18 protein-coding genes are annotated in these 21,524 nt (G+C 72.8%); 14 read left to right on the forward strand and 4 right to left on the reverse strand.

The features are described 5' to 3' along the window. Positions 1 to 5 precede the first annotated feature (5 nt). The 6 genes from ACYVK7_RS12995 (at position 6) to ACYVK7_RS13020 (ending at position 6,492) form a co-directional block, all read left to right on the forward strand. A complete protein-coding gene (locus tag ACYVK7_RS12995) occupies positions 6 to 1,190 on the forward strand; it encodes an NAD(P)/FAD-dependent oxidoreductase (RefSeq protein WP_460888135.1) in 1,185 nt (394 codons plus the stop codon). Continuing rightward, entirely contained in the window at positions 1,187 to 1,510 is a 324-nt protein-coding gene (locus tag ACYVK7_RS13000; RefSeq protein WP_460888136.1) for a (2Fe-2S)-binding protein, read from the forward strand. Before ACYVK7_RS12995 ends, ACYVK7_RS13000 begins: the two co-directional genes overlap by 4 nt. Further along, positions 1,507 to 2,997: an FAD-dependent oxidoreductase gene (locus ACYVK7_RS13005; RefSeq protein WP_460888137.1), complete on the forward strand. Its 1,491-nt coding sequence runs from the start codon at positions 1,507 to 1,509 to the stop codon at positions 2,995 to 2,997. The genes ACYVK7_RS13000 and ACYVK7_RS13005 overlap by 4 nt, the downstream gene beginning before the upstream one ends. Further along, positions 2,994 to 3,911, forward strand: coding sequence for a dihydrodipicolinate synthase family protein (locus ACYVK7_RS13010; protein ID WP_460888138.1), 918 nt, complete (start codon positions 2,994 to 2,996; stop codon positions 3,909 to 3,911). Before ACYVK7_RS13005 ends, ACYVK7_RS13010 begins: the two co-directional genes overlap by 4 nt. Before the next feature lie 24 nt (positions 3,912 to 3,935). Then, entirely contained in the window at positions 3,936 to 4,937 is a 1,002-nt protein-coding gene (locus ACYVK7_RS13015) for a proline racemase family protein (RefSeq protein WP_460888139.1), read from the forward strand. A gap of 61 nt (positions 4,938 to 4,998) precedes the next feature. Then, positions 4,999 to 6,492, forward strand: coding sequence for an aldehyde dehydrogenase family protein (locus ACYVK7_RS13020; protein ID WP_460888140.1), 1,494 nt, complete (start codon positions 4,999 to 5,001; stop codon positions 6,490 to 6,492). 30 nt (positions 6,493 to 6,522) lie between these two features. Here the strand turns inward: ACYVK7_RS13020 and ACYVK7_RS13025 are convergent, their stop codons facing one another. After that, on the reverse strand, positions 6,523 to 7,515 hold the full coding sequence (locus tag ACYVK7_RS13025; RefSeq protein ID WP_460888141.1) for an aldo/keto reductase: 993 nt from the start codon (positions 7,513 to 7,515) through the stop codon (positions 6,523 to 6,525). Between the two features lie 278 nt (positions 7,516 to 7,793). On the opposite strand from ACYVK7_RS13025, the gene ACYVK7_RS13030 reads away from it, so the two are divergent. After that, a complete protein-coding gene (locus ACYVK7_RS13030; protein WP_460888142.1) occupies positions 7,794 to 9,551 on the forward strand; it encodes an HNH endonuclease in 1,758 nt (585 codons plus the stop codon). A 152-nt stretch (positions 9,552 to 9,703) separates the two neighbouring features. On the opposite strand, the gene ACYVK7_RS13035 is transcribed toward ACYVK7_RS13030, so the two are convergent. After that, the gene (locus ACYVK7_RS13035) at positions 9,704 to 10,870 is read right to left on the reverse strand and encodes an epoxide hydrolase family protein (protein ID WP_460888143.1); all 1,167 of its coding nucleotides are present in this window, start codon (positions 10,868 to 10,870) and stop codon (positions 9,704 to 9,706) included. Between the two features lie 76 nt (positions 10,871 to 10,946). After that, positions 10,947 to 11,396, reverse strand: a complete 450-nt coding sequence (locus ACYVK7_RS13040; protein ID WP_460888144.1) for a MarR family winged helix-turn-helix transcriptional regulator — start codon at positions 11,394 to 11,396, stop codon at positions 10,947 to 10,949. Positions 11,397 to 11,562: 166 nt separating this feature from the next. Here ACYVK7_RS13040 and ACYVK7_RS13045 point away from each other — a divergent pair, with 166 nt between their 5' ends. Further along, positions 11,563 to 14,757: an efflux RND transporter permease subunit gene (locus ACYVK7_RS13045; RefSeq protein ID WP_460888145.1), complete on the forward strand. Its 3,195-nt coding sequence runs from the start codon at positions 11,563 to 11,565 to the stop codon at positions 14,755 to 14,757. A 40-nt stretch (positions 14,758 to 14,797) separates the two neighbouring features. On the opposite strand, the gene ACYVK7_RS13050 is transcribed toward ACYVK7_RS13045, so the two are convergent. Further along, positions 14,798 to 15,100 (reverse strand): hypothetical protein, encoded by a 303-nt coding sequence (locus ACYVK7_RS13050; protein ID WP_460888146.1) that lies wholly within the window; start codon positions 15,098 to 15,100, stop codon positions 14,798 to 14,800. Between the two features lie 125 nt (positions 15,101 to 15,225). Between ACYVK7_RS13050 and ACYVK7_RS13055 the strand changes: the two genes are divergently transcribed. The 6 genes from ACYVK7_RS13055 to ACYVK7_RS13080 all read left to right on the forward strand — a co-directional run bounded on the left by ACYVK7_RS13055 (position 15,226) and on the right by ACYVK7_RS13080 (position 21,520). Then, the gene (locus ACYVK7_RS13055) at positions 15,226 to 15,441 is read left to right on the forward strand and encodes a heavy-metal-associated domain-containing protein (protein WP_460888147.1); all 216 of its coding nucleotides are present in this window, start codon (positions 15,226 to 15,228) and stop codon (positions 15,439 to 15,441) included. Beyond that, positions 15,438 to 16,334, forward strand: coding sequence for a heavy-metal-associated domain-containing protein (locus ACYVK7_RS13060; protein WP_460888148.1), 897 nt, complete (start codon positions 15,438 to 15,440; stop codon positions 16,332 to 16,334). Before ACYVK7_RS13055 ends, ACYVK7_RS13060 begins: the two co-directional genes overlap by 4 nt. Then, positions 16,334 to 18,592 carry a heavy metal translocating P-type ATPase gene (locus tag ACYVK7_RS13065; protein ID WP_460888149.1) on the forward strand — a complete coding sequence of 753 codons (2,259 nt, stop codon included), beginning with the start codon at positions 16,334 to 16,336 and terminating at the stop codon, positions 18,590 to 18,592. The genes ACYVK7_RS13060 and ACYVK7_RS13065 overlap by 1 nt, the downstream gene beginning before the upstream one ends. Before the next feature lie 45 nt (positions 18,593 to 18,637). Then, entirely contained in the window at positions 18,638 to 18,883 is a 246-nt protein-coding gene (locus ACYVK7_RS13070; RefSeq protein ID WP_460888150.1) for a YHS domain-containing protein, read from the forward strand. Between the two features lie 23 nt (positions 18,884 to 18,906). Further along, entirely contained in the window at positions 18,907 to 19,248 is a 342-nt protein-coding gene (locus ACYVK7_RS13075) for a metal-sensitive transcriptional regulator (RefSeq protein ID WP_460888151.1), read from the forward strand. 154 nt (positions 19,249 to 19,402) lie between these two features. Beyond that, entirely contained in the window at positions 19,403 to 21,520 is a 2,118-nt protein-coding gene (locus ACYVK7_RS13080; protein WP_460888152.1) for a heavy metal translocating P-type ATPase, read from the forward strand. Positions 21,521 to 21,524 lie beyond the last annotated feature (4 nt).

Consider the following 21,524-nt stretch of genomic DNA (forward strand, 5'->3'; position numbering starts at 1 on the left):
AGAGGGTGGACGTGGCAACGGACGTGGTCGTGGTGGGCGCCGGGATCGTCGGTGCGGCCTGCGCACGGGCGATCGCCCGGTCCGGGGCGAGCGTGGTGGTGCTCGACCGCGCCGCTGCCGCCTCCGGCACCAGCGCCCACGGGGAGGGCAACCTCCTGGTCTCCGACAAGGGGCCGGGCCCTGAGCTGGACCTCGCCAGTGAGTCCCTGCGGCGCTGGGCGGCGCTCGCCCACGAGCTCCTGGACGAGTTGGGGCCGCGGTTCCCGGCTATCGAGCACGAGGCCAAGGGTGGCCTGGTCGTGGTGTCGTCCGACGGCGGCCTGGACGGGCTGCGCGCCTTCGCGGGCGGCCAGCGGGCCGCGGGGGTCGACGCCGTGGAGGTGTCGGCGGAACAGGCGCGCGAGCTCGAGCCCGACCTGGCGCCCGGCATCCTCGGCGGGGTGCACTACCCGCAGGACGCCCAGCTGCAGCCGGTCGCGGCGACGGAGGCGCTTCTCGCCTCGGCGCGCCGGTCCGGGGCCGAGGTCCGCACCGGCGCCGAGGTCACCGGCGCGCTCCGCGGCGTCGGCGGTCGCCTGACCGGTGTCTCCACGACGCGGGGGGACGTGCGCGCGGGCCACGTGGTCGTGGCGGCCGGCCCGTGGTCGGCCGAGGTCGCGCGGCGGCTCGGCAGCGCTGTCCCGGTGCTGCCGCGCCGCGGGATGGTGCTCGTGACCACCCCGATGCGCCCACGCGTGCGGCACAAGGTCTACGACGGCGACTACTTCGCGGCCACGCAGTCGGCGGGCGCCGAGCTGCAGACGTCCGCCGTGATCGAGTCGACGCGGGGCGGGACCGTCCTGATCGGGTCGAGCCGGGAGCAGGTGGGGTTCGACGACCGCCTGCGGGCCGCCGTGCTGAGCGCGATGGCGCGGCGCGCCATCGCCGTGTTCCCGTTCCTGGCGCGGACGAGCGTCATGCGGTCCTACCTCGGCTTCCGCCCGTACACGCCCGACCACCTCCCGGTGATCGGTCCCGACCCGGAGCGTGCGGGGCTCTGGTTCGCCACCGGCCACGAGGGAGCCGGAGTCGGTCTTGCCCCCGCGACCGCCGACCTGCTCGCCGCCCAGCTGCTGGGGCTCGGGCCGGCCGTGGACCCCCGCCCGTTCGCCGTCGGCCGGCCTGGCCTGACCCAGGAGGCAGGATCATGACGTCGTACCGGATACCGGTGGACCAGGACCCCGTACGCCCGGGTGCCGACCGCCCGCTGACGCTCTGGGTCGACGGCGCGCCCGTGCCCGGCACGGCCGGCCAGACGATCGCGGGAGTGCTGCTGGGCGCTGGGCGGCGCGAGTGGCGTACGACCACCGCCGGCGGTGCGCCGCGCGGCGTGTTCTGCGGGATCGGCGTGTGCTTCGACTGCCTCGTCGAGGTCAACGGCCTCCGTGACGTGCGGGCCTGCCTGCGCCGCGCGCACGACGGCGACGTCGTCGTCCGTCAGGGTGGTCCGGACCCGGAGGGGACGACGTGAGGGGCGGGGTGCGGCGGCATGTCGTGGTCGTCGGCGCGGGCCCCGCGGGCCTCGCGGCGGCGCGTGCCGCCGCGGCCGCCGGCGCGGAGGTCACGCTGCTCGACGCCGCCGACGGGCTCGGCGGCCAGTTCTGGCGGCACCTGCCGCCCGAGCGGCCGGCCCGGCGCGAGCACCTGCTGCACCACCGCTGGGGCGAGCTCGGTGCGCTGCGTGACGCGCTGCTGACGCACCCGGCGGTGACGGTGGTCCCGTCCGCGCAGGTCTGGTCGCTCGAACGGCTCGATGCGGGGGTCCGGCTGCACGTGCTGGTGGGGGAGCCCGACTCCGCCGGCCGTGAGGCCAGGTCCCTCGAACCGGACACCCTGGTGCTGGCCACCGGCGCCCACGACCGGACCCTGCCGTTCCCCGGCTGGCAGCTGCCGGGCGTCTACTCGGCAGGTGCCGCGCAGGCGCTCGCGAAGGGAGAACGGGTCGCCGTCGGACGGCGCGTCGTCGTCGCCGGCGCCGGGCCGTTCCTCCTGCCCGTCGCGTCGTCGCTGCTGCGGACCGGCGCGACCGTCGTCGGCGTGCACGAGGCGGGCCGCACCGGTGCCCTCGCGCGCGGCTGGCTGAGCCGGCCGTGGGAGCTCGCCGGCGCGGCCGGAAAAGCCGCCGAGCTGGTCGGGTACGTGAGCGAGCTGGTGCGCCACCGCGTGCCATGGCGTCCCGGCGAGGCGGTGGTCGCGGCGCACGGCGACGGGCAGGTGGAGGCCGTGACCGTGGCCCGCCTCGACGAGCGCTGGTCCCCGGTCGCCGGCACGGAGCGGACGGTCGCGGCGGACGCGGTGTGCGTCAGCCACGGCTTCACGCCGCGCCTCGAGCTGGCGGTCGCCGCCGGCTGCGCGCTCTCGGCGAGCCGATTCGTCGTCGTGGACCACGCGCAGGCGACCTCGGTCCCCGGGGTCCTGGCCGCCGGCGAGATCACCGGTATCGCCGGGGCGGACGCCGCACTCGCCGAGGGCACGATCGCGGGCACCGTGGCCGCCGGCGGGGACCTGGGGACCCGGGCCGTGCGCGCCGCCCTCACCGCGCGGACCAGATCCGGCGCTTTCGCGGCCCGTCTCGACGCCGCGCACGGCGTGCGCGGCGGGTGGGTCCACTGGTTGCGCGACGACACCGTCGTCTGCCGCTGCGAGGAGACCACCTACGGCCGGATCCGCGAGGTCGTCGACGCGACCGCCTCGCACGCGACCCGCTCCGTCAAGCTCACGAGCCGCGCCGGCCTGGGGCCGTGCCAGGCGCGGATGTGCGGCCGGACGCTCCAGGAGCTGCTGGACGGCCCGGCCCCACCCGGTGCGGCCGGGGCGCCGGACACCAGCCCCGGCGTGGACCTCCGTCCCCTCGTCGTCCCGGTACGGCTCGCCGACCTCGCCGACCTTTCCCCTTCTTCCCCCGCGCGTTCTTCCCCCGCACGACCGGCACCTCGACCCACAGGAGAACCGACATGAGCCAGCGCTTCGACCTCGGCGGCGTGATCGTCGCCACCACCCTCGCCTTCACGCCGGACGACTCCGCACCGGCGGGGCTCGCCGTCGACCACGACCGGTTCGCCGCGCACTGCGAGTTCCTGATCGACAACGGCTGCCGCGGCGTGGGCCCGAACGGCTCGCTGGGCGAGTACTCGTCCCTCACCGACGACGAGCGTCGCCGCGTGGTCCAGACCGCCGTGCAGACGGTGGGCGACCGTGGCCTCGTCGTCGCGGGCGTGCACGGCGTCGGCTCGCACCAGGCCAGGCACTGGGCCGAGATCTCCGCGGAGGACGGCGCCGACGCCGTGCTGCTCCTGCCGCCCACCATCTACCGTGCGAACCGGTCGGAGGTCCTCGCCCACTACGCGGCGGTCAACGAGGTGGGCATCCCGATCATGGTCTACAACAACCCGTTCGACACCAAGGTCGACCTCACGCCGGACCTCCTGGCCGAGCTGGCCGAGCTGGAGAACGTCGTGGCCGTCAAGGAGTTCTCCGGCGACGTGCGGCGGGTGCTGGAGATCAAGGAGCTCGCCCCCGACCTCGACGTGATCGCGGGCGCCGACGACCTGCTCTTCGAGTCGCTGGTGGCCGGCGCCACCGGCTGGTTCGCCGGCTACCCCAACGCGTTCCCGCGCGAGGCGGTCGAGATCTACACCCTGGTCACCGAAGGAAGGTTCGTCGAGGCGCGCGAGCTGTACAGCCACCTGGTGGCCGCGTTCCGGTGGGACTCTCGCACCGAGTTCGTCCAGGCGATCAAGCTCTCCATCGACATGGCGGGACAGAGCTACGGTGGGCCCACCCGCCCGCCGCGCGGCCCTCTCAGCGCCGAGCACGAGGCCCAGGTGCGCAAGGACACCGAGGCGGCGCTCAGCTACATCGCATCGCGCTGACCGACCGGGTACCAGGGAGACACCATGCGTTCGAGCAGGACGATCACCGCCGTCGACTCGCACACCGAGGGCATGCCGACGCGCGTCGTCACGGGCGGCGTCGGGCCGATCCCCGGCGACACGATGAACGACAAGCGGCTCTACTTCATGGAGCACCTGGACGAGCTGCGGCTCTTCCTGATGAACGAGCCGCGCGGGCACGCCGCCATGAGCGGCGCCATCCTGCAGCCGCCGACACGGACCGACTGCGACTGGGGCGTCGTCTACATCGAGGTGTCCGGCTGCCTGCCCATGTGCGGGCACGGCACCATCGGCGTGGCCACGGTGCTCGTCGAGACGGGGATGGTCGACGTGGTCGAGCCGGTCACCGAGATCCGGCTCGACACGCCCGCCGGCGTGGTCGTCGCGCAGGTCGCGGTCAGCGACGGCCATGCGGACGCCGTGACCATCGAGAACGTGCCCAGCTTCGTGACGGCGCTCGACCGGGTCGTCGAGGTACCCGGCTACGGGACCGTGCCCTACTCGATGGCGTTCGGCGGCAACTTCTACGCGCTCGTCGACCTCGACGACCTGAAGCTGCCCTTCGACCGGGCCCGCCAGCAGGACCTGCTGGCCGCCGGGCTGTCCGTCATGGACGCGATCAACGAGACGGCGATGCCGAAGCATCCGGCTCTCGACGGCGTCGAGGGCTGCCACCACGTCGAGCTGATCGCGCCCGGCTCCGACGCCCGGCACTCCCGCCACGCGATGGCCATCCGGCCCGGCTGGTTCGACCGGTCGCCCTGCGGCACCGGCACATCGGCCCGCATGGCCGAGCTCTGGGCCCGCGGCGAGCTGGCCCTGGACACCGACTTCGTCAACGAGTCGTTCATCGGCAGCCGGTTCGTCGGCCGGCTGGTCGCCGAGACCACCGTGGGCGACGTGCCCGCCGTCGTACCGACCATCACGGGACGGGCCTGGGTGACCGGCACGGCCAACTACCTGCTCGACCCGAGCGACCCGTTCCCCACGGGGTTCGTCTTCTGAGCCCGCCCACCGCCCGCACGACGCCGACCATCGCACCCGCCATCTGCTGAGGAGCCGATCCATGACCGCCACCGCGGCACCTGACCTCGACCGCACGGTCGACGACGTCGCCCGCCGGGCCACCGACGCCTTCGACCAGCTCTGCCAGACCGCCCCCGGACTGCGCTCCGAGGCCCTGCGGCGTGCCGTCGCCGCCCTCGCCGGCCACGCGGACGAGCTGGTCACGACGGCCCAGGCGGAGACCGGGCTCGCCGAAGCGCGCCTGCGCGGCGAGCTCACGCGCACACAGGTGCAGCTGCGGCTGTTCGCGCACGTCGCCGCCGACGGCGCCTACCTCGACGTCCGGCTCGACGAGGCCGACCCCGGCTTCGTCCTCGGCGCCCGCCCGGACCTGCGCCGTGCCCTCTGGCCCGTCGGCCCCGTGCTGAACTTCGCCGCCGGCAACTTCCCGTTCGCGTTCTCCGTGGCCGGCGGGGACACGGCCGCGGCGCTCGCGGCGGGCTGCCCGGTGATCGTCAAGCCGCACCCGGGGCACCCACGACTGTCCGAGCGGGTCGCCGAGCTGGTCTCGGCCGCGCTGGTCGAGGCAGGGCTGCCCACCTCGACGCTGCAGCTCGTCACCTCGCAGGACGCCGGCGTGGCGCTCCTGGAGCACCCCGCGGTCCGGGCCGTGGCGTTCACCGGGTCCCAGCGCGTGGGGCAGTTCCTCGCCGCCCGGGCGGCCGCGCGGCCCGAGCCGATCCCGTTCTTCGGCGAGCTGGGCTCCGTGAACCCCGTGCTCGTCTCCGGGCAGGCGCTGCGCGAACGGGCGGGGGAGCTGCTCGCCGGCTACGTGGCCAGCGTGTCCGGTTCCGCAGGCCAGCTCTGCACCAAGCCGGGCTTCCTGCTGGTCCCGGAGGGCACCCCGTACGACGACGTCGTGGTCGCCGCCGCGTCGGAGGTGCCGGAGCACCGGCTGCTCAGCCCGCCGATCGCGGACGGCTACGAGCGGCGGGTCGCGCAGGTGCTGGACGTCGACGGCGTGCGGGTGGTCCACGCCGGCGGGTCCCGGCGCGACGGCGAGGGACAGGCCTGGGTGACGCCGACGTTCGTCGCCGTGCCGCTCGACCTGCTGCGGAACGCCGGGGCCACGCTGCTGGACGAGGTGTTCGGGCCGTTCTCCGTGGTCGTGGAGTACCCGGCAGGGGCAGATCTGGGGGCAGTGGTGGCCGAGCTGTTCCCCGGGAACCTGACGGTGACCCTGCACCTGGGGACCGGTGAGACGGCTGGTGAGCAGGGCGCGCTCGTGACCCGGCTGGCCCGCCACGCGGGCCGCGTGCTGCTCGGCGGCTGGCCCACGGGCGTCGCCGTCACGCCCGCGATGCAGCACGGTGGCCCGTGGCCCGCGACGACCACCGACGCGACCTCCGTCGGCACCGCCGCGATCGGCCGGTTCCTGCGCGGGGTCGCGTTCCAGGACGCCCCGCAGGAGCTGCTGCCCCCGCCCTTGCGGGACGACAACCCCTGGGGCGTGCCGCGGACGGTCGCCGCGCGCGGAGAGTCGGTGGCCTGGTGACGCGCGGCTCCTCCCAGCCGTCCGGGGTGCCTACAGACCCGTCATGCGGAGCATCGCCTCGGTGTAGCGCTCGCCGCTGACCTGGATCCGCTCGGCGCCGGCCACGATCTCGTCCAGGTCCGCGGTGGTCAGCTCGAGGTCGGCGGCACCGATGTTCTCCTCGAGGCGGCTGGTCCTGCGGGTTCCCGGGATCGGGACGATCCACGGCCGCTGCGCGAGCAGCCAGGCGAGCGCCACCTGCGCCGTCGTGCACCCCTTGCGCTCGGCGACCGTGCGGAGCAGCTCGACGAAGGCCAGGTTGGCCTCGCGATTCTCCGCGCTGAAGCGAGGCAGGCCGGTCCGCATGTCGTCGTCCTCGAGCGCGGTGTCGAGCGCACCCGTGAGGAAGCCCCGACCGAGAGGGCTGAACGGTACGAACCCGATACCGAGCTCCTCGAGCGTCGGCAGGATCTCCGGCTCGGGGTCACGGGTCCACAGGGAGTACTCGCTCTGCAGCGCCGTCACGGGCTGGACGGCGTGCGCACGGCGGATGGTGTCGGCACCCGCCTCGGACAGCCCGAAGCGGCGTACCTTGCCCGCCTGGATGAGTTCGGCGACCGTGCCGGCGACATCCTCGATCGGCACCTGAGGGTCGACACGGTGCTGGTAGAAGAGGTCGATCACGTCCGTGCCGAGGCGGCGCAGTGCGGCGTCGGCCACCTGCCTGATGTGCTCGGGGCGGCTGTCGGTCCCCACGCTCCGGCCCGCGTCGTCGATCGCGAAGCCGAACTTCGTCGCGATGACCACCTGCTCACGCACGGGGGCGAGCGCCTCACCGACGAGCTCCTCGTTGACGAACGGGCCGTAGACCTCGGCCGTGTCGAAGAGCGTGATGCCACGATCGACGGCCCCGCGCAGCACGGCGATCATCTCGTCGCGCGTGCCCGGGTTGGGGCCGTAGCTCTGGCTCATGCCCATGCAGCCCAGCCCGATGGCGGAGACCTCGAGGCTGCTCGTCCCGGATCCCAGCGTCCGTCTCTGCATGACCGGCTCCTTGTCGTGGTGAAACGGATGGCGCCGAGCGTTGTGGCGCCGGCGTGAGCAGTCTGGCAGGCGACACTGACACGCGGGGTGTCAGTGGGGCTGCGTAGGGTCGATGGTGATGGAGACGGTGACGGTGGCCCGTGGCGTGTGCGGCCGCGTGCGACTCTGAGTCTCGGTTGTCCACATCTTCGGATCTGGGGATGCGGTGCACCCGATTCGAACGTATATTCGACGCGATGACAATGATGAACGGCTGATCGAGTCGAAAGGGGATCGGTATGGACGGGTCGACGGTGCGGGCTGCAAGCAACACGAGCCTGGCCAGCGTCGCGGAGCGGTCCCTGATCACGGGGTTCCCGGCGGCGCCGCCGACCGGTTCGCGCACCGTGTCCGTGGGCCCCGTCCTGAACTGGGGAGCGATGGCTCTCGACGGGGATGGCGCCCTGCCCGCGGCGACGGTCACCTGGCTCGGCCATGGTCGTACCGATCCTGCCGAGCTGGGTGCGTTGCCCGTTGGTGCGGGGCTGGTTGGCACGTTGGCGGAGCTGGAGGTCGCTGATCTCGGGGACGGCACGCTGCTGGACGTGGCTGCGCGGTGGCAGGACGTGGTCTCCTGGGCCACGGCGATGCAGTCCCGGGCCCTGGCCGAGATCACCCGGCGTCGTGGCTGGACGAAGGAGCACAACGCGGCGGCCGCGGAGATCAGTGCCCGGCTCCGCGTGCCGCAGGGCGAGGCGAACAAGCATCTGGCCCGCGGTGCGGGCCTGGCCGAGCACCCCCAGGTCCTGACCGCGCTGCACCAGGGCCTCATCGACACCGCCAAGGCCGACATCCTGCTCCGTAGCGGCAACCCCCTCACGATCGAGGAACGCGATGCCGCCATCACACGGTACCTGCCCCAAGCACCGGACCACACCCGCCGATGGTTACGCGACGCGATGAACGCCTACGCGAACGCCCTGCACGGCCGGACCACGGTGACCAAGCACGCCATGACCCGGCGCGCCGTCTTCCTGGACCCCGCCGACAACACGATGGCCTGGATCAGCGCGAACCTTCCCGCCACCGACGCCACTGCCGTCTGGGACGCCATCGAGCAGGCCGCGCACACCCTGCGCCGTGCACCCGGAGCGACCAGGACCCTGGCCCAGGCACGGGCCGACGCCCTGGTCGCGATCACGACCGGCCGCCTCGTCGTCCCACCCCAGGCACCCTGCGGACCCCCACCGAAAGACCCCACACCGGCGGGTACTACACCGGCGGGTCCCGCACCAGAGGGTCCCGTGCCGGCGGGTTCCGTGCTGGCGGGTTCCGTGCTGCCGCGCACGACCGTGCCCGCGTCGGGCTGCACCTGCGGTGGGTGCACCTGCGACGCAGCCAGCGTGCGCGTCATCCCGGTCAAGCCACACATCCGCATCACCATCGCGGCCACGACTCTCCTGGGACTGGACAACGTCCCCGGCCACCTGGACGGCTACGGGCCGATCCCGGCCGACGTCGCCGCCCGGATCGCGACCGACGCGACCTGGCAACGACTGGTCACCGACCCGATCACCGGGATCCTGACCGACTACTCCACCACCACCTACCAACCAGGCAAGATCCTGCGCCAAGCAGTCATCGCCCGAGACCAGACCTGCGCCTTCCTGCAGTGCGACCGGCCCGCACGGTGGGCCGACCTCGACCACATCACACCCTTCGACCACGACCACGACCCCGACCCCGCGACGGAACCACCCGGCACACCCGGGCAGACCCGCGCGACCAACCTGCAACCCCTGTGCCGCGCACACCACCTCGCCAAGACCCACCACGGCTGGACCCCCGTACGCGACCCAACCACCGGCACCACCACCTGGACCGCACCAACCGGACACCACTACACCCGGCCGGCCACGACACAGGTCGGGCAGGTCAGCGACGACATCACCAGCCTCGCCGAGGACACCCGAGCACGCCTGGGGCAGCCCTCACTGAGAAAGCCGCCGACTCCAGGCCCGCAACCACCGCGTGTCTCCGACGAGCCGCCCTTCTGACATCGTGCCCGTGACGCCGTGACGCCGTGACGCCGTGACGCCGTGACGCCGTGACGCCGTGACGCCGTGACGCCGTGACGCCGTGACGCCGTGACGCCGGAGCGCGCGGCCCACTGCCCTCGTCCCACGCGACGGCCGCACGCCGCCTCGCCCTAGCGCGGCACGGCGCGGTACGGCCGGAAGAAGTCGCGCAGCTCCCGCGCGTAGAGCTCCGGCTCCTCGAACGGCGCGAAGTGCCCGCCGCGCTCGGGTTCGGTCACCCGCACCGTGTTGGCCGTGCGCTCGAGCCAGGCACGCGGCGGACGGACGATGTCGCCGCGGAACAGCGAGAACCCGGACGGCACCTCGACCCGGCGCGTGAGCTGCTGCGCGGGGATCGCCGAGTTCGCGTGGTACATGCGCATCGACGAGCCGATCGTCCCGGTGAACCAGTAGATCGACAGGAGCGTGAGGACCTCGTCCCGCGTGTACGCGCGCTCGACCCCGCCGTCGCTCCACCCGTGGAGCTTCTCGACGATCCAGGCGGCCAGGCCGGCGGGGGAGTCGTTGAGCGCGGCGGCGGCGGTCTGGGGCTTGGTGCGGTGCATCGCGCCGTAGGCACCCTCGGCCGCGGTCCAGGTGGCGGCCTCGGCGAACCAGGCGCGTTCCTCGGGCGTGAGGGTCGCGGGGTCCCCGGCGAACACGGGCAGACCGCCGTCCGTGCGGTGCACGGCGACGACCCGGTCGGGGTGGTCGAGCGCGAGGTACCGGCTCACGTGGCTGCCCATGTCGCCGCCCGAGGCGCCGAACCGCTCGTACCCGAGCGTCCCCATGAGCTCCGCCCACAGCCCCGCGACCCCGACGGAGCTCAGCGGTGCCCCGGTCGGCCGGTCCGAGTACCCGAAGCCGGGCAGGTCCGGGACGACGACGTCGAAGGCGTCGGCCGGGTCGGCGCCGTGCGCACCCGGATCGGTCAGGAGGGGCACGGCCTTCGAGTACCGCCAGAAGGAGTCGGGCCAGCCATGACTGAGGACCAGCGGCAGCACCGGTCCGGCCGGTGCGACCGCGCGGGCGTGCACGAAGTGGATTCCCAGCCCGCCGACCCGGGCACGAAAGCGCGGGAGCCGGGCGAGCGCGGCCTCCTGGGTGGGCCAGTCGAAGCCGTCCGCCCAGTACGCGACCAGCTCGCGGAGGTAGTCGAGGTCGGTGCCCAGCGACCAGCCGGCGTCCTCGGGGGCGTCGGGCCAGCGGGTCATCCGTAGCCGGGTGCGGAGGTCCTCGATCGCCTCGGGGGCGGTCCGTGAGGTGAACGGCTCGGGAGCTGACGAAGTGTCCTGCACGGTGGTCAGCGTACGGGCGCTCGCGGTGGAGAGCAGGGGCAGGCCGTGGTGTCAGCGGGGCACCCCGAGCAGAGTGTCAGGACTGCGTCCTGCGTGCCGCCTCCAGGAGGGCACGGGTCCCGCGTGTGAGCGCGCGCAGGTCCTCGACGTCGAGCAGAGCGAGCAGGTCGGGCGGAAGATCCTCGTCGTGCGCGACGAGACGGCGGATCGCCTCGGCGCCCTTCGGTGTGCTGGTCACGCGGCGCACCCGCCCGTCGGTCGGGTCGGGGGTGCGCACGGTCATGCCGGCGGCGGTCAGCCGGTCGAGGATCCCGGAGACCGTGGCGGCGGAGACGCCGAGCGCCTCGGCCAGACGCTGCGGTGTCGACTCCCGGTCCACCTGGACCAGCGCCAGTGCCCGGAGCTGCTGCACCGTGAGGTCGGTCTCCAGCAGAGGGCGCAGTCGCGTGGCGAAGAACTCCTCGCCGAGCCGGCGGTGCAGCGTGGCGAGCTCGGCGATGAGCTGGTCGCGGGTCTGGTCGGTCACGGCCTGACCCTAGCCGGGATTTTCACCCCCGGAATCCGCACCCGAATCGTCGCTGCCGGGCGGGAACTCGGTCACGATCCTTTGCGTTAGGCAAAATACTGCGCCGAAGGAGTCGTGGGCCCGGAGAACCCCCAGATCTGGAGGCAGTGTGTTTCATCTTGCCCGAATGTCGCTCGCGAACCGTGCGCTCGTCGCACTCGCGACGATCGCCGTCTTTCTCGTCGGCGTCTTCAGCATGGGGCAGCTCCGTCAGGAACTCATCCCGTCGATCAACGTGCCCATGCTCGCGGTCACTGCCGGCTATCCCGGTACCGCACCGGAGATCGTCGCGGACCGGGTCACCGAACCCGTCGAGACGGCGGTCCAGGGGATCGACGGCGTGACCGGTGTGAGCTCGACCGTCTCGACGGGCATCTCGGTGACGACCGTGGAGCTCGAGTACGGCACCGACATCGACGCGATCGAGCAGGAGGTGGCCTCGGCGCTCGGCGGGCTCCAGGGCTTGCCCGCGGATGTCGAGCCCGAGGTGATGGCCGGTTCGCTCGACGACCTGCCGGTCGTGCAGCTCGCGGTCTCGGGTGACGGCAGCGAGAAGGAGCTGTCCGACGCCGTCGACTCCGTGCTGGTCCCCGGGCTGACAGGGATCACCGAGGTCCGGGACGTCACGGTGACCGGCGCCACGGAGCAGCAGGTCGTGATCGACCCGGACGACGAGAAGCTCGCCGCGGCCGGCCTGACCACCGCGCAGCTCTCGTCGGTGCTGCAGGAGAACGGGACCGTCATGCCGGTGGGCGCGGTCACGCAGGGCGGAGAGACGAACAGCGTCCAGGTCGGTACCTCGGTCGACTCCGTCAAGGAGCTCGAGAACCTGCCGATCCTGCCCGCGGCGGGCGCTCCGACCGCGCCCGCCGCGCCTGACGCAGCGCAGGCGCCCGGCGCCCCCGCGCTCCCCGGCGCCCCCACGTCCCCCGACGCCGCCCCGGGCCCGCCCGCCGTCATCCACCTGGGCGACGTCGCCGACGTGAGCGTGCAGGACGTGGCACCCACCTCGTACTCGCGCCTCGACGGCGAGCCGTCGCTCGCGATCGCCCTGACCAAGACGCCGGACGGCAACACGGTGGACGTGTCCCACGCCGTGCACGACGTGCTGGACGGCGCCGAGGACGAGCTGGCCGACGCCGGCGTCACCACGGCCGTCACGTTCGACCAGGCGCCGTTCATCGAGGAGTCGATCGAGGGTCTGACGACGGAGGGCGGCCTCGGCCTGCTCTTCGCGGTGCTGGTGATCCTGGTGTTCCTGGCGTCCCTGCGGGCCACTCTCGTCTCGGCGATCTCCATCCCGCTGTCGCTCGCGGTGACGTTCGCGGTCATGAACCTGACGGGCTACACCCTGAACATCCTCACGCTCGCGGCCATGACCATCTCGATCGGGCGCATCGTGGACGACTCGATCGTGGTGATCGAGAACATCAAGCGGCACCTGTCGTACGGCGAGGACCGGGTGCGGGGGATCGTCACCGCGGTCCGCGAGGTGGGAACGGCCATCACCGCGTCGACCATCTGCACGGTCGCGGTGTTCGCCCCGATCGCGCTCGTGGGCGGTATGGCGGGCGAGCTCTTCCAGCCGTTCGCCGTCACCGTGGCCATCGCGATGGGCGCCTCCCTGGTCGTGGCGCTGGTCGTCGTGCCGGTCCTGGCCTACTGGTTCATCAAGGTCCCGGTCTCGGCCGACGGCGGCGCCGCCCTGCGCGAGGCCGCCGAGCTCAAGGAGCGCCGTGGCATCTGGCAGCGCGCGTACGTGCCGTCGCTGTCCGCCGCGCTGCGCCGTCCGGCCGTGACCCTGGGGGTCGCGGTCGCGCTGCTCGCCGGTACGGTCGCGCTGGTGCCCCGCATGGAGACCAACTTCATCGGGGCGGCGGGCCAGGACACGCTGTCGGTGACGCAGGAGTTCGAGCCGGGCACGTCGCTGGCCGCCCAGGACGACGCGGCCCGGGAGGTCGAGGACGTGCTCGCCGGCGTCGACGGCGTCGAGACGGTGCAGACCACCGTCGGGTCCGGCGACGGGATGGCCGCCGCGTTCGGCATGGGTGGTGGCGGGAGCAGCGCGTCGTTCGCGATGACGCTGGACGAGGATGCCGACGGCGAGGCCGTGCAGGACGACGTGAGCGACGCGATCGGCGCAGCCGCGCTCGACGGTGAGGTCACCGTCGCCGCCGGCGACAGCGGGTTCGCCAGCACCACCGTCGACCTGGTGGTCACGGCACCCGACGCCACGGGTCTGGCCGACGCCGCGAGCGCCGTCGAGGAGACGGTCACGGGCCTGGACGGTGTCGAGGGCGTGACGAACAACCTCGCGGCCGAGCAGTCGAGCGTGCAGGTGACGGTGGACCGGGACGCCGCGGCGGAGGCCGGGCTCACGGAGTCGACGGTCTCCGGTCTGCTGGCGGGCGCGATGAACGAGGCGAGCGTCGGGACGATGGACCTGGACGGGTCGTCGCTGGACGTGGTGGTGGCAGGTGACCTGCCGGAGACCACGGCCGAGATCGAGAAGGTCGAGGTGCCGACGGCGGCGGGTGTGGTCCCGCTGAGTGACCTCGTGACGGTCGAGACGGTCGCGGCGCCCGCGGCGGTCACGCGGGTGGACGGCGAGCGCAGTGCCACGGTCGCGGTGACTCCGGCCGGGCAGGACCTCGGCGCGCTGACGGTGGCCCTGACGGAGGAGGTCGACGGCCTCGACCTGCCGAGCGGTGCCGAGGTGACGATCGGCGGTGTGGCGTCCGACCAGGCCGACGCGTTCGCGGACCTGGGTCTGGCGCTGCTGGCTGCCATCCTCATCGTCTACCTGGTGATGGTGGCGACGTTCCGGAGCATCGGGCAGCCGCTGATCCTGCTGGTCTCGGTGCCGTTCGCGGCCACCGGCGCGCTCGGCGCACTGCTGCTGACCGGCACACCGCTCGACGTCGCCGCGCTGATCGGTGCGCTGATGCTGGTGGGCATCGTGGTGTCGAACGCGATCGTGCTGATCGACCTGATCAACCAGTACCGGGCCGAGGGCCGGCCGCTGGACGAGGCGGTCAGGGAGGGTGCGCGGCAGCGGCTGCGGCCCATCGTCATGACGGCGGCCGCGACGATCCTCGCCCTGACGCCCATGGCGTTCGGTCTGACGGGCGGTGGGGCGTTCATCTCGCAGCCACTGGCCCTGGTGGTGATCGGCGGGCTCGTGTCCTCCACGCTGCTCACGCTGTACGTGGTGCCGGTGATCTACACGCTGTTCGAGCGGCGCTCGGGCCGGCGCGTCTCGCGGCGTGCGGCTCGTGCGGCGGACGCCCCGGGGGAGCTGACCGGGGCGGGAGTGCGGTAGGGCGCGGTCGACGGGATCGGCCGGGGACCGGCGCGCGGGCTCAGAACGACGCCGCGCGCCGGTCGACCCATTCCTTGGCCTCGACGAGGCCGTGACCGGTCGCCTCGCGGTAGAGCTTGATCGCCTCGATCCGCCGGTCGGACCAGATACACCGGTCGATCTCGGCCACCATCTCCTGCGGGATCCCTTCAGCGGCAGGCCCCTCGATGCCGAGGTGCTTGATGACGAGGTCGAGCTTGCGCTCGACCCGTTCCACGTTCCGCCCCGTCGAGCGCAGGTTGCCGGTCACGGTGATGGTGCTGAACAGCAGGATGACGACGGCCGCCGTCACGATGAGATCCATGCGCGCGACCTTATCGATCGCCCCGCCGTGGCGCAGCCATGTCTTGACGCGGATACACCAGGGGGGTATATGGTGACGGCGTACCACTACCCCCTAGGGGTATCAACCATCGAAAGGGCGAGACCATGGCGACCACCAGCGAGTACCAGGTGACCGGAATGACCTGCGGGCACTGCGAGACGGCGGTGCGTGGCGAGGTGGGCGGGCTCCCTGGGGTCGAGCACGTCGACGTCAGCGCGGCGACCGGCAGGCTCGTCGTCACGAGCACGGCGGCGCCGGACGACGCCGCGGTCCTGGCCGCCGTCGACGAGGCCGGGTACGAGGCGGAGCGCGTCTCGTGAACGCGCCCCAGCGCCTCGGCCTCTACGGGGCGGGCCTGGTCGCCCTGTTCGTCGCGGCGTTCACCGTGGCGGGCCTGGTCGTGCCGAAGGCGTCCGTGGCTGCCTGGTCCACGACGGCGGAGGCGGGCGCGGCGGACATGGGCGAGCATGTCGGCGACGGCGACGCCACGCCGGTGCGCGGGCTCTCCCTCGAGCAGGACGGCCTGCTCCTGAGCCCGGTCAGCGCGCCGGGCAGGGCCGGCGAGGAGGGGACGCTCTCGTTCTCGGTCACCACGGCCGACGGCGACGCCGTGACCGCGTTCGAGACCGAGCACGACAAGGAGCTGCACCTCGTCGTGGTGCGCACCGACGGGCAGATGTTCCGCCACGTGCACCCGGAGATGTCGGCCGACGGTGTCTGGTCGATCCCGTGGGCGTGGGAGGCGGCCGGCAGCTACCGCGTGCTCACGGACTTCGTCCCGGAGGCCACGGGCGAGAACGTCACGCTCGGCCGTACGGTCGACGTCGGCGGGCGCACCTCGCCTGAGCGGTCCGCCGCGGTCTCCACGAGCGACACCGTCGACGGGTACACGGCCAGGCTCGACGGAGACCTCGGGGTGAACAGCGAATCCGCGCTCACCGTGACGCTCACGAAGGACGGTGAGCCCGTCACCGCGCTGGAGCCGTACCTCGGTGCCTACGGGCACCTCGTCGCGCTGCGCGACGGCGACCTGGCGTACCTGCACGTGCACCCGGAGGGCGATGAACCGGCCCCCGGCGCGGTGTCCGGACCCGACGTCAGGTTCGTGACGGAGGCCCCCACGCCGGGCCGCTACCTGCTGTACCTGGACTTCAAGATCGACGGGGTGGTGCGCACGGCGCACTTCGTCGTGGACGCGACAGGGAGGGAATGATGTCCGACACCACATCCCGGACGGACCCGCAGGGCACGACCGTCGACCTCGAGATCGGCGGGATGACCTGCGCGTCCTGCGCCATGCGGATCGAGAAGAAGCTCAACCGGCTCGACGGCGTGACCGCGACCGTCAACTACGCCACGGAGAAGGCGAAGGTCACGGCGCCGGCGGGGTACGACCTGGGCGTCGTCGTCGCGGAGGTGGAGAAGACCGGCTACACCGCGGCGCTCCCGGCGCCGAAGGACGCCCCCGCGGGCGGCACCGCCGTCGACGCGCGGGACGCTGAGCTGCTGTCGCTGCGGAACCGGCTGATCACCTCGATCGTGCTCGCCGTGCCGGTGATCGTCCTGGCGATGGTGCCCGCGTGGCAGTTCCCCTTCTGGCAGTGGGCCTCGCTCACGCTCGCGGCCCCGGTGATTGTCTGGGGCGCCTGGCCGTTCCACCAGGCCGCGTGGACCAACCTGCGGCACGGCGCGGCCACGATGGACACCCTCATCTCCCTCGGCGTCTCGGCGGCCTTCCTCTGGTCCCTGTACGCGCTGTTCCTCGGCACCGCCGGTACGCCCGGCATGACGCACGGGTTCGAGCTGACCATCGCGCCGTCGGACGGCGCCGCGAACATCTATCTCGAGGTCGCGGCGGGCGTCACGATGTTCGTGCTCGCCGGGCGGTACTTCGAGAAGCGGTCCAAGCGCCAGGCCGGCGCGGCCCTGCGTGCGCTGCTGGAGCTCGGGGCGAAGGACGTCGCCGTGCTGCGCGGGGGCGTCGAGACCCGCATCCCGGTCGAGCACCTCGCCGTCGGCGACGAGTTCGTGGTGCGCCCGGGCGAGAAGATCGCCACCGACGGCGTCGTCGTCACGGGCTCGTCCGCCGTCGACGCGTCGATGCTGACGGGGGAGTCGGTGCCGGTCGAGGTCGCCGCCGGCGACGCCGTGGCCGGGGCGACCGTGAACTCGGGCGGCCGGCTGGTCGTCCGTGCCACGCAGGTCGGCTCGGACACCCAGCTGGCACGGATCGCGCAGCTCGTCGAGGACGCGCAGTCGGGCAAGGCCGAGGTCCAGCGCCTCGCCGACCGGGTCTCCGGCATCTTCGTGCCGGTCGTCATCGCGATAGCCGTCGCCACGCTCGGCGTCTGGCTCGGCGGCGGTTTCCCGGCGACCGCCGCGCTGACCGCGGCCGTCGCGGTGCTGATCATCGCCTGCCCCTGCGCGCTCGGGCTGGCGACCCCCACGGCCCTCCTGGTCGGCACGGGGCGCGGCGCCCAGCTCGGCATCCTGATCAAGGGTCCGGAGGTGCTCGAGTCGACCCGCAGGGTGGACACCGTCGTGCTGGACAAGACCGGCACCGTGACCACGGGCAGGATGACCCTCCTCGACGTGGTGACCGACGCGGGCACCAGCCGCGAGGAGCTGCTCCGGCTCGCCGGCGCCCTGGAGGACGCCTCCGAGCATCCCGTCGCGCAGGCGATCGCCAAGGGCGCCACACAGCAGGTCGGGAACCTGCCGGCCCCCGAGTCCTTCGAGAACGTCCAGGGGCTGGGCGTGCAGGGGGTCGTCGACGGGCACGCCGTCGTCGTCGGCAGGGAGGCCCTGCTCGCCGACTGGTCGCAGCACCTGCCGGCACACCTGGCGCAGTCCAAGGCTCAGGCTGAGGGTGAGGGCAAGACCGCGGTGGCGGTCGGCTGGGACGGCCAGGCCCGCGGCCTCCTCGTCGTCGCCGACCAGGTCAAGGCGACCAGTGCGGACGCCGTCGCGCGCCTCTCCGCCCTCGGTCTTACTCCGGTGCTGCTCACGGGTGACAACCGCGCGGTGGCCGAGCAGGTCGCCGCGGAGGTGGGCATCACGCAGGTCATCGCGGAGGTGATGCCGCAGGACAAGGCGGACGTCGTCGCGAAGCTGCAGGCGGAGGGCAAGGTCGTCGCGATGGTCGGGGACGGCGTGAACGACGCCCCCGCACTCGCGCAGGCCGACCTGGGCCTCGCGATGGGCACCGGCACCGACGCGGCGATCGAGGCGGCCGACATCACGCTCGTGCGCGGCGACCTCAGCTCGGCGGCCGACGCGATCCGGCTCTCCCGTCGCACCCTCCGCACGATCAAGACCAATCTGTTCTGGGCTTTCGGGTACAACGTGGCGGCGATCCCGCTGGCCGCGCTCGGACTGCTCAACCCGATGCTCGCCGGTGCGGCGATGGCGTTCTCCAGCGTCTTCGTCGTCGGCAACAGCCTGCGCCTGCGCACGTTCGCCGGGCGCTGACAGATCCACCGACAACACGATCACCATCAACGGAGAGGACCCACCATGGGACACGACCATGACCACCACGATGCCGCGAGCGAAAGCTGTCACCACGGGGGTGACCTGTCCGGGCACGCGCCCGAGGACCTCGCCGAGTGCCCCGTGATGCGTGGCAGCACGGTCGTGAAGGCCGACGCCGAGGCCAAGGGGCTGTTCCGCGACTACGAGGGCGAGCGTTACTGGTTCTGCTGCGCGGGGTGCGAGACACCGTTCGACGCCGACCCCGCGAAGTACGCGGCAGCGGTCTGACCTGAGGTGACACCATGGGGACCATGACCGAGACAGGATCCCCTGGCGCCCTCGACGCGACCGGGGAGGGTGACGCACACGCCACCCATGGGTACATCACCGACAAGGCCAACTACCTCGCCCGGCTCAAGCGCATCGAGGGGCAGGCGCGCGGGATCCACCGGATGGTCGACGAGGAGCAGTACTGCATCGACATCCTCACGCAGGTGTCGGCCCTGACCAAGGCGCTGGAGAGCGTGGCGCTGGGCCTGCTCGACGACCACCTCAAGCACTGCGTGGTGGACGCCGCCCGGATGGGCGGGCCGGACGCCGACGCGAAGGTCAAGGAGGCCTCCGACGCGATAGCGCGGCTCGTCCGCTCCTGAGCGCGGCACTCCAACGCATGATCGGTAGAACGTCAGAAGGTCGGCAACCCGGGTTGCCGACCTTCTGACGTTCTACCGACCACATCGATCAGCCTTGACCTCATACCCTAGGGGGGTATAAGTTCCTGAGTGTTGCCGAGCCAGGAGCGATTCCATGAACGAGTCACACGGTCGTCACACCGAGCAGCGTGTGGCGGTTGGTTCCGTGCCGCACCACGAGCACGGTCGTCAGCACGAGGCCACGCACGAGGCGCACGACGAGCACGCGCCGCATCACGAGCACCACGGCGGGCACGCCGGGCACGGCGACCACGTGGGCCAGTTCCGGCGGCTGTTCTGGATCATGCTCGTCCTGGCCGTTCCGGTCGTCACCTTCTCGGACATGTTCGCGATGCTCCTCGGCTACCGGCTGCCCGACGCGACCTGGGCGAACGCGGTCGCACCCGTGCTCGGTGCCGTCATGTACGTGTGGGGCGGGTCGCCGTTCCTCACGGGGGCGGTCGGCGAGCTCCGGTCGCGACGCCCGGGGATGATGCTGCTGATCGGGCTCGCGATCACCGTCGCGTTCATCGCCTCGCTCGGCGCGAGCCTCGGCCTGCTGGATCACCAGCTCGACTTCTGGTGGGAGCTGGCGCTCCTGATCGTGATCATGCTGCTCGGCCACTGGATCGAGATGCGGTCGCTCGCGCAGACGACGTCGGCCCTCGACTCCCTGGCGGCCCTCCTGCCGGACCAGGCCGAACGTGTCGACGGCGACCAGATCGTCACCGTATCGCCCGCCGACCTGGTGGTCGGCGACGTCGTCGTCGTGCGGCCGGGCGGCAGCATCCCCGCCGACGGCCGCGTCGCCGAAGGCCAGGCCGAGATGGACGAGTCCATGGTGACGGGCGAGTCGCGGACCGTCTCGCGCGGCCACGGCGACCTGGTGACGGCCGGTACGGTAGCCACCGACTCCGGCCTCCGGGTCGAGGTGACGGCCACCGGTGACGACACGGCGCTGGCCGGCATCCAGCGCCTGGTCACCGAGGCGCAGGGCTCGTCGTCACGCGCGCAGCGCCTGGCCGACGTCGCGGCCGGGTGGCTGTTCTGGTTCGCCCTGGGCGCCGCCGCCGTGACGGCCGTGGTCTGGTCTCTCGCCGGCCTGCCGGACGACGCGGTCGTGCGCACCGTCACCGTCCTCGTGATCGCCTGCCCCCACGCCCTCGGGCTCGCCATCCCGCTCGTCGTCTCGATCGCCACCGAGCGGGCCGCCCGCGGCGGCGTGCTCGTCAAGGACCGGCTCGCGCTGGAGAGCATGCGCACCGTCGACACCGTGCTGTTCGACAAGACCGGCACCCTCACCAAGGGCGAGCCCACCGTCGCCGATACGCAGCCGGCCGGCGACCTCGACAACGACACGCTGCTGGCGCTCGCGGCCGCAGCGGAGTCGGACAGCGAGCACCCCCTGGCCAGGGCGATCGTGCGTGCGGCCCAGGACCGGGGCCTCCCGGTCCCGCGAGCCTCCGGCTTCTCGTCGTCGCCCGCAGTGGGGGTCACGGCGACCGTCGACGGGCACGAGGTCCGCGTGGGCGGGCCGCGCCTGCTCGAGGAGAGCGAGCAGGCCGAGCTTCCGGTGGCCGACGCCTGGCGCGGGGACGGCGCGATCATCCTGCACGTCCTGCGGGACGGGACGGTGATCGGCGGGATCAAGCTCGCGGACGAGGTGCGCGCGGAGTCCGCGGACGCCGTCCGGGCGCTGCACGACCGGGGCGTGCAGGTGGTCATGATCACGGGTGACGCCGAGGCGGTCGCCCGGTCCGTCGCCGACGAGCTGGGCGTCGACCGCTACTTCGCCGGCGTCCGGCCGGAGGACAAGTCCGCCAAGGTCCAGCAGCTCCAGAGGGAGGGCCGCAAGGTCGCGATGGTGGGCGACGGCGTCAACGACGCCCCGGCCCTGGCGCAGGCGGACGTCGGCATCGCGATCGGTGCCGGCACCGACGTGGCCATCGCGTCCGCCGGGGTGATCCTCGCCAGCGACGACCCGAGGTCGGTCCTTTCGGTGATCGAGCTGTCGCGGGCCAGCTACCGCAAGATGAAGCAGAACCTGTGGTGGGCCGCCGGGTACAACCTGATCTCGGTGCCGCTCGCCGCGGGCGTCCTGGCTCCGGTCGGATTCGTGCTGCCGATGTCCGTGGGCGCGGTGCTCATGTCGCTCTCGACGGTCGTGGTGGCGCTCAACGCCCAGCTGCTGCGCCGGCTCGACCTCCGTCCCGGAGGCCGAGCCGGGCAGTGATGCT

The sequence above is a fragment of the Promicromonospora xylanilytica genome, from assembly GCF_054782895.1.

Coding starts and splice junctions, on each gene's coding strand:
- ACYVK7_RS13000 (WP_460888136.1), top strand. CDS start 1,187: ATGACGTCGTACCGGATACCGGTGGACCAGGACCCCGTACGCCCGGGT.
- ACYVK7_RS13010 (WP_460888138.1), top strand. CDS start 2,994: ATGAGCCAGCGCTTCGACCTCGGCGGCGTGATCGTCGCCACCACCCTC.
- ACYVK7_RS13015 (WP_460888139.1), top strand. CDS start 3,936: ATGCGTTCGAGCAGGACGATCACCGCCGTCGACTCGCACACCGAGGGC.
- ACYVK7_RS13020 (WP_460888140.1), top strand. CDS start 4,999: ATGACCGCCACCGCGGCACCTGACCTCGACCGCACGGTCGACGACGTC.
- ACYVK7_RS13025 (WP_460888141.1), bottom strand. CDS start 7,515: ATGCAGAGACGGACGCTGGGATCCGGGACGAGCAGCCTCGAGGTCTCC.
- ACYVK7_RS13030 (WP_460888142.1), top strand. CDS start 7,794: ATGGACGGGTCGACGGTGCGGGCTGCAAGCAACACGAGCCTGGCCAGC.
- ACYVK7_RS13045 (WP_460888145.1), top strand. CDS start 11,563: ATGTCGCTCGCGAACCGTGCGCTCGTCGCACTCGCGACGATCGCCGTC.
- ACYVK7_RS13050 (WP_460888146.1), bottom strand. CDS start 15,100: ATGGATCTCATCGTGACGGCGGCCGTCGTCATCCTGCTGTTCAGCACC.
- ACYVK7_RS13055 (WP_460888147.1), top strand. CDS start 15,226: ATGGCGACCACCAGCGAGTACCAGGTGACCGGAATGACCTGCGGGCAC.
- ACYVK7_RS13065 (WP_460888149.1), top strand. CDS start 16,334: ATGTCCGACACCACATCCCGGACGGACCCGCAGGGCACGACCGTCGAC.
- ACYVK7_RS13070 (WP_460888150.1), top strand. CDS start 18,638: ATGGGACACGACCATGACCACCACGATGCCGCGAGCGAAAGCTGTCAC.
- ACYVK7_RS13075 (WP_460888151.1), top strand. CDS start 18,907: ATGACCGAGACAGGATCCCCTGGCGCCCTCGACGCGACCGGGGAGGGT.
- ACYVK7_RS13080 (WP_460888152.1), top strand. CDS start 19,403: ATGAACGAGTCACACGGTCGTCACACCGAGCAGCGTGTGGCGGTTGGT.